Origin of the sequence: Rhodoferax sp. OV413 (assembly GCF_945881795.1) — a bacterium.
GTDB lineage: Bacteria > Pseudomonadota > Gammaproteobacteria > Burkholderiales > Burkholderiaceae_C > Allorhodoferax.
Map to the genome: position 1 here is coordinate 21,819 of NZ_CAMCVG010000018.1, position 6,651 is coordinate 28,469.

Annotated in this window: 7 protein-coding genes; 6 read left to right on the plus strand and 1 reads right to left on the minus strand. The window is 62.6% G+C overall.

Going from position 1 to position 6,651, the window contains the following annotated elements; translation table 11 throughout:
• The first annotated feature begins 9 nt into the window (after positions 1-9).
• Complete coding sequence (locus Q0O05_RS04095; protein WP_293660621.1) at positions 10-696, plus strand: ABC transporter ATP-binding protein; 687 nt, start codon at positions 10-12, stop codon at positions 694-696.
• Positions 697-778: 82 nt separating this feature from the next.
• Here the strand turns inward: Q0O05_RS04095 and Q0O05_RS04100 are convergent, their stop codons facing one another.
• Complete coding sequence (locus tag Q0O05_RS04100; protein ID WP_293660622.1) at positions 779-3,619, minus strand: CHASE domain-containing protein; 2,841 nt, start codon at positions 3,617-3,619, stop codon at positions 779-781.
• Positions 3,620-3,734: 115 nt separating this feature from the next.
• On the opposite strand from Q0O05_RS04100, the gene rlmB reads away from it, so the two are divergent.
• From rlmB to Q0O05_RS04125, 5 genes are all read left to right on the plus strand, one after another.
• Positions 3,735-4,514 (plus strand): 23S rRNA (guanosine(2251)-2'-O)-methyltransferase RlmB, encoded by a 780-nt coding sequence (rlmB, locus tag Q0O05_RS04105; RefSeq protein ID WP_293660623.1) that lies wholly within the window; start codon positions 3,735-3,737, stop codon positions 4,512-4,514.
• A gap of 23 nt (positions 4,515-4,537) precedes the next feature.
• A complete protein-coding gene (locus Q0O05_RS04110) occupies positions 4,538-4,897 on the plus strand; it encodes a hypothetical protein (protein WP_293660624.1) in 360 nt (119 codons plus the stop codon).
• 21 nt (positions 4,898-4,918) lie between these two features.
• Positions 4,919-5,656 (plus strand): sulfite exporter TauE/SafE family protein, encoded by a 738-nt coding sequence (locus Q0O05_RS04115; protein WP_293660625.1) that lies wholly within the window; start codon positions 4,919-4,921, stop codon positions 5,654-5,656.
• Between the two features lie 138 nt (positions 5,657-5,794).
• On the plus strand, positions 5,795-6,025 hold the full coding sequence (locus tag Q0O05_RS04120) for a helix-turn-helix transcriptional regulator (RefSeq protein WP_293660626.1): 231 nt from the start codon (positions 5,795-5,797) through the stop codon (positions 6,023-6,025).
• Position 6,026: 1 nt separating this feature from the next.
• Positions 6,027-6,651, plus strand: a 625-nt coding sequence (locus tag Q0O05_RS04125; protein WP_293660627.1) for a HipA N-terminal domain-containing protein, incomplete at its 3' end; no start/stop codon positions are given.

Below are 6,651 nucleotides of genomic sequence, written 5' to 3' on the forward strand. Positions count from 1 at the left end.
GAGAGCCCCATGAGTGAATCCATTATTTCGGTTGAGCATGTTTTTAAGGCGGTGACAGACTCCACCGGCACGCTGGAGATCCTGCGTGACATTGATTTTGCACTCAATGCCCGTGAGACCGCAGCTATCGTGGGGGCTTCGGGTTCCGGCAAAAGCACCTTGCTCTCCATCATTGCCGGGCTGGACACGCCCACCGGCGGCACCGTGCGCCTGGCGGGTCAGGACATTTTTGCGCTCGATGAAGACGCCCGCGCCGCACTGCGGGCGCGCAAGGTGGGTTTTGTGTTCCAGAGCTTTCAGCTGCTGGGCAACTTGACTGCGCTCGAGAACGTGATGCTTCCGCTCGAGCTGGACGGCCGCAGAGACGCGCGCAGCGCTGCCACCGACATGCTGGCCCGGGTCGGTCTGGCGCAGCGGCTAAACGCGTATCCCAGGGTTCTGTCGGGTGGAGAGCAGCAGCGGGTTGCGCTGGCGCGGGCGTTTGTGGTGAAGCCTGCGGTACTGCTGGCGGACGAGCCGACCGGCAGCCTCGACTTTGCCACCGGCGAAAAAATCATGGAGCTCATGTTCGACCTGAACCGTGAGCAGGGGACAACGCTGGTGCTCGTGACCCACGACCGCAGCATCGCCGCCCGCTGCGCCCGCCGCATCACCATCGAAGCCGGCTGCGTGGTGCCGGAGGCAGTGCTGCTCTAGTTCGGCGCTTGCGGGCCTTGTATCTGCTATCAAAATAGAAGCTGCGCGCGCATATCCTCCGGGCGCTTGAGGCGATTTTGACTTAAATATTGCCTTGCGGAATCTCCATCGACACCACCGTTCCCTCGCCCGGGGTGCTGTCAATGTGGAGTTGGGCCTTGTGGAGGCTGGCGATGAGCTTGACGGTGCTCAGGCCCAGGCCGAAGCCGGGGTGTTTGCCGGAATTGTCGGCACGGTAAAAGCGCTCGAAGATGTGCTCTTTCACTTCCGGGCTCATGCCCTGGCCGCGGTCGATGACGCGGATGCACACGCCGCCGGGGGCGTCGGGATCGGTGTTCATCGGACCCACGCTCACCCTGACCGGCGTGCCGATGGGGCTGAAGGCGTAAGCATTGATTACCAGCTCGGTCAGCGCCATGCTGATCGCGTTCGGATCGACGAGGCACCACGGAATCGGGTCGTGGTGCTCCATGACGGGGGGCTCGCGCCCCTCGGGCACGCTGATGAGGCGGGCGGTTTCGGCGCACAGGGCGCCAAGGTCGGTGTTGCGGGTGCGCTGGGCGTCGAGGCCGTTCATGTCTAGCTCGGACAGGTCGAGCATGCGCTGAAGCAGCTGGTTGAGCTCGCTGGACTTGCGCAGCATCAGGCGCCCCAGGTCTTGCACTTTTTCAGGGCTGTAGATCCGTTCCGCCAGCAGCGAGGCGTATCCGTGCATCACGGTCAGCGGGGTGCGGATTTCGTGCGCTGCGAAAGAAATGAACTGAGACTTGGAGCGCTCGAGTTGCAGCTCGGGCGTGGTGTCGTGCAGCAAGACCAGAGTGTGCAGGTCGGCATCACTGAATGAGAAGACCCGCATATCCAGATAGCGCGCAGTCGCATCAGGCGCCAGGGGCACCAGGTCGGGGTAGACCCGGCTACCGTTGTTGATGCGTACGCTGAGCATGCTTTGCACGACTGATATGGACTGTGCCTGGGCTGGCTCAAATTGCTGACCGATGTGCCGCGCGACGGTGAGGTAACTCTCCCGCTCCTCACCCTGCGGCATGGCGATGAGTTCAAAGCTCTTGTCGTTTGAGATCACCAGCACGCCGTCGGCGTCAAAGCCCATGTAGCCGGTGTCGCCCGCTTCCAGCACCGAGCGCAGCTGCATCGACTGTTGCTCCAGCCGCAGGTTGGTGGCCTGCAAGGCGGCATCGGTCTCTTGCAGCTGCTGGGTGCGCCGTTGCACAGCCAGCGTGAGGAGCTGGGTCGAGCCGGTCAGCATCAGGCTGGCAGCAAGCGTCATCCAGGCGAGCGCGATTCCGGCGGTCAGCGCCAGAAAGGGCGCGCCGCTCAGTTGGCCGGTCCAGAAGTCCGGAGCCGGCAAGGACTCGAGGGAATATTGCCGCCCGCCAAAGGGCAGGTCGTGGCGCTGCGACGGCGGCGCCTGAAGGGCAAACAGCCCCCGGGTCATGATGACGCTGCCGGCATGCGGCTTGGTCGGAACCTCGTCTTCAAACAGGCTTTGAGACTCGGCCGGCGCGCCCAGGTCGATAAACCGGTACCGCACCGCGTAATGGCGGTCTTCGCCATCGCCCTGTGTGCGCTGAAAGGTGTCGTAGCGCGTCGCTTTTGTGACGCGGCCTACCAGGTCTTCCATGCGTAAAACGGCCACAGCGAAGCCGGCGGGAAGAGGGGCCGCTGCCGTCGGGTTGGAAGTGACTCTGGCGGCAAGAGGGCTGACATAGAGCGCCCCCCAGGACTTGCCGGTCTCCTGGGCTAACTGGATGCGTGGGGTAATGGCGGGTTTGCCGGTCTCAATAGCGCTCTGTATGGCGGCGCGCCTCGCGGGGTTGGCGTGGATGTTGAGTCCGAGAGCAGGGCGGTTGAGTTCGAGCGGGGCAATGTGCTCCACCGCCACATAGAAATCAGCTGCTGCGCTGGGCACCAGCTTGCCATCGGGCGTCCGGTCGTTCAGGGCAGCGAGGGGGCCGTATTCCTTGCGGAGTCGGGCCTCAAATTCGGGCCGCTGGGCGTGGGGAATCAGCGGATTCCAGCTCAATGCCTGCAGCTGGCTGGAGCCCGCGCGTATGGCCATGGCGACCTGGCTGAATTGCGCCGCTCCTGCTTGCGGGGCTACGCTGAGGTGGCTTTTCAGCACCTCTACCGCGAGGTGGGTGCTTTGCAAATCAGCCTCCAGCCGCTGGGCCATGGCGGCGTTGGAGTCATGCAAGCGGCGCAGAACCTGCTGCTCGTCGGTCGCCACCGCGCGCGCAGTGATGACCAGTGTCAAGGTAATAACCATACCAGTCAGTAGAGTCACCCGGTGCTTGCGGGGCTCGCGCCAATCATCGTCCTGCAGCCACAAAATCAGCAATGGCAGCAAGACGGCGATGCCGGCCCACTCAGGCAGCAGCAGCGCGACGATTTGAATGAGGCCGTGTTGTTCAAATCCGCTGGACGGTAAGAGCGACAGGCCTGCGGCATAGATTGCCGTGCCGGCGGCCGCACTGACCAGTCCGACCAGCGCGATGTGCAGGCTCTTGCGCAGTCGGCGCAACTTGGTCGGCAGAATAGCCAGCCTTAGCAGGCTGATGCGCGCGATTTCGGTTTGCAAAACCAGCGCCGTAGCGGCCAGCGCGGCCCACACAAACGCTGTTGCGTCAGCGGCGCCCCCGTGCATGCAAAGCTCCCACACCACACGCGCCAGCCAGAGCCCGGGCAGCACCTTGCTGCCGCACATCAGCGCCAGCGCCACGGCCACGCCCGACGCTGCAGACCCTGCCACCGGCAGCGGGTTAGGCAATGCAAACAGCAGGTGGAAGGCGGCTGCAACCAGTAGATACACCGCCGCAGCCAAGGCGCTGGCCGCTGCAGCGGGCAGCGCCATCACCCAGGCTGCGGGACGGCCGACCGTCAAGGCTGAAAGATCTTGCTCGCGCATGGGTTGGTGAAGATGTGGAATATCACATTAAAACATTGTTAATGATAAAAGTGAACCTTTTCTGGGCACCTTGGTGAACCGAGCCGCGCAGAGCCCCTGCACTGATAATGGGCCCATGTCATCCCCCAAAGTTCTATTCGGCTTCCACGCCGTTGGCGTGCGCCTGAAAACTGCGCCGCAATCCATTATTGAAATCTATTACGACACTTCGCGCCGCGATGCCCGGATGCGACAGTTTGTAGACAAAGTGGCCGAGGGCGGGGTTCGCCTGATAGAGGCCGACGCGGTGCGCCTGGCCAAGCTGGCGGGCAGCCACGGGCACCAGGGAGTGGCCGCGCGGGTGCAAGACATCAAGCAAGTGCATTCCCTGGACGAGCTGTTGGAAAACCTGGAAGCCGCCAACGCCGGACTGCCCGCCGCACAGCGGAACCAGCCGCTCATCCTGGTGCTCGATGGCGTGACCGACCCCCACAACCTGGGTGCCTGCCTGCGCGTGGCCGACGGCGCCGGCGCCCACTGCGTGATTGCGCCCAAGGACCATGCCGCCGGCATCAACGCCACAGTCGCCAAAGTGGCCAGTGGCGCGGCGGAGACGGTGCCCTATTTCATGGTGACCAACCTGGCGCGCACCCTGGGCGAGCTCAAGGAGCGCAACATCTGGATCATCGGCACCAGCGACCAGGCCGCCAGCAATCTGTACCAGGCCGACCTGACCGGCCCGGTGGCTCTGGTGCTGGGGGCCGAGGGCGACGGCATGCGCCAGCTCACCGCCAAGACCTGCGACCAGCTGGTGAGCATTCCGATGCAGGGTGCGGTCGAGAGCTTGAACGTCTCGGTCGCCAGCGGCGTGTGTCTGTACGAGGCATTGCGCCAACGCAGTGCCGCCCCCAAATAACCCCCCACTTACCGGAGGAATCCATGTTTGCTACAAAAAATATAGCTGCTCGCGCAATACTGATGGGCGCAACAGCCGCTTTAATGCTTGCAGGCTGCACCCAGGAGCAGCAAAACAAGATAGGCCGCGAAATCCAGAACTGGACCGGCACCAACGGCGTTCTGGAGTTTTATGCCGGTGACAAGCTGGTCCGGCGCTTCATCAAGATCGACAAGCTTTCCACCGCACTGGGCACCGACGACGGCAAGCCGCGGCCCTACCGCTATGGCTACGGCGTGCTCGATGACAACTTGAACTTCGTCGCAGACGCCGACGAAAAGCGGGTGTATTTCGAGATCAGCGACTACGGCTCGAACTACATCTTCTTTGAAAACCCCCGCTGAACTGGCCCCTTTGCTGAAGGCATGACCGTCGACGCGCTTTTTTTGCTCTCAGGGCTGGCCGCCTTTCTGGTGGGCTTTTCCAAAGGCGGGCTGCCGGTGGTTGCCATGCTGGCGGTTCCCATTCTGTCGTTTGCCATGTCTCCGGTGACCGCGGCGGTGCTGCTGTTGCCGATTTTTGTCATTTCGGACGTGGCCGGGGTCTGGCTCTATCGCCGAGCCTTCAGCCTGCCCAACCTGAAGATCGTGATTCCTGCGGGCATCGTGGGGGTGGGCGTGGGGTGGGCGACGGCCTCGGTCGTGTCCGACCGCGCCATCATGCTGATGATCGGGCTGGTGGGCGTAGGCTTTTGCCTCAACGTTTGGCTGCGCAACCACAGCGCGACCCAGGCGCAGCCGCCCCATGCGGGCAAGGGCTGGTTCTGGGGCGTGCTCACAGGCTTTACCAGCTTTATCTCGCACTCCGGTGCGCCGCCGTATCAGGTTTATATGTTGCCCCAGAAGCTGCCCAAGGCGGTATTTGCCGGCACCTCGACCTGGGTGTTTGCCGTCATCAACGCGGCCAAGATCATTCCCTATCAAAACCTTCAACCGTACTCTGTGGACTCATTGTCGAGTTCCGCATGGCTGGTGCCCTTTGCTTTGGTAGGCGCGGTAGCGGGCGCCTTATTCACACGCTACGTAGCCGAGCGGTGGTTCTACCGCATCGTGTACGTTAGCCTTTTTGGCGTGTCGCTCAAACTTGTTGTGGACGCGCTGTGAGCTGGTGTTTCTAAGTTCTTTCCCGTTCGGGGTATTTTGTAGAAAACTGGCGCCAAAAGCACACTAATTTCCCCATCGGGAAATTCCGCTTGCATTGCGGCTTCTATAAAGCAATAATTTCCCGAACAGGAAATTATCGTGAACGCCGCTCGAGTGATCCTCACCAACTCCCCCGATGCGCTGGGTGCAGCTGTTTTGGCTGCCCGCCAGAAGCTTGGTTTAACCCAGCCCCAGTTGGCGCTCGCGGCGGGCGTGGGTGTGCGTTTCATCGTGGAACTGGAGGCTGGCAAGCCGACGGTGCGCTTGGAAACCCTGCTCAGAGTGCTGCACGCGTTGGGTGGCAGTTTGGCGGTGGAAGGCTGGGTCTGACATGGCGCGCCACCTCGAAGTCTGGTTGCTCGGCGAGCGCGTTGGCACCTTGTCTCAAATCGATGGTCGCCCGAGTTTTGTCTATGCGTCCGGTGCCACCACGCCTTTGTCGCAGTCTCTCCCCATCCGCCCGGAACCCTTTGACGACCGTGAAACCCGCCCGTTCTTCGCCGGGCTCTTGCCAGAAGGCGGCAATCGCAAGCAGATCGCCAAGACCCTTCAAGTTTCGAACCAGAACGACTACGCGCTTCTGGATAGCTTGGGTGGCGAATGCGCCGGTGCGGTCACCCTGCTGGAGCAAGGCCAGACTCCACCGGCGCCCGATGCGCCACTTGAAGTGCGCTGGCTGGACGATACAAAGCTCAGACAGGTGTTGGATGAAATGCCTCTGCGCCCCATGCGCGCGGGCGAAGACGGCTTGCGCCTATCGCTGGCTGGCGCGCAAGACAAATTGCCGGTGGTGCTCGGCACGGACAGCGCTCGCATTGGCCTGCCCCTCAATGGGTCGCCCAGCACCCACATTCTCAAACCACCCATACACGGCGTGGATGGCAGCGTCTTCAACGAAGCCTTCTGCATGGCGTTGGCGAGCGCGTTGAAGCTGGAGGTGGCCCGCACCCAAATCC

Bases quoted from the DNA above. Each gene is read 5' to 3' on its own strand.
- Q0O05_RS04095 (WP_293660621.1), top strand. From the start codon at position 10: ATGAGTGAATCCATTATTTCGGTTGAGCATGTTTTTAAGGCGGTGACA.
- Q0O05_RS04100 (WP_293660622.1), bottom strand. From the start codon at position 3,619: ATGCGCGAGCAAGATCTTTCAGCCTTGACGGTCGGCCGTCCCGCAGCC.
- rlmB (WP_293660623.1), top strand. From the start codon at position 3,735: ATGTCATCCCCCAAAGTTCTATTCGGCTTCCACGCCGTTGGCGTGCGC.
- Q0O05_RS04110 (WP_293660624.1), top strand. From the start codon at position 4,538: ATGTTTGCTACAAAAAATATAGCTGCTCGCGCAATACTGATGGGCGCA.
- Q0O05_RS04115 (WP_293660625.1), top strand. From the start codon at position 4,919: ATGACCGTCGACGCGCTTTTTTTGCTCTCAGGGCTGGCCGCCTTTCTG.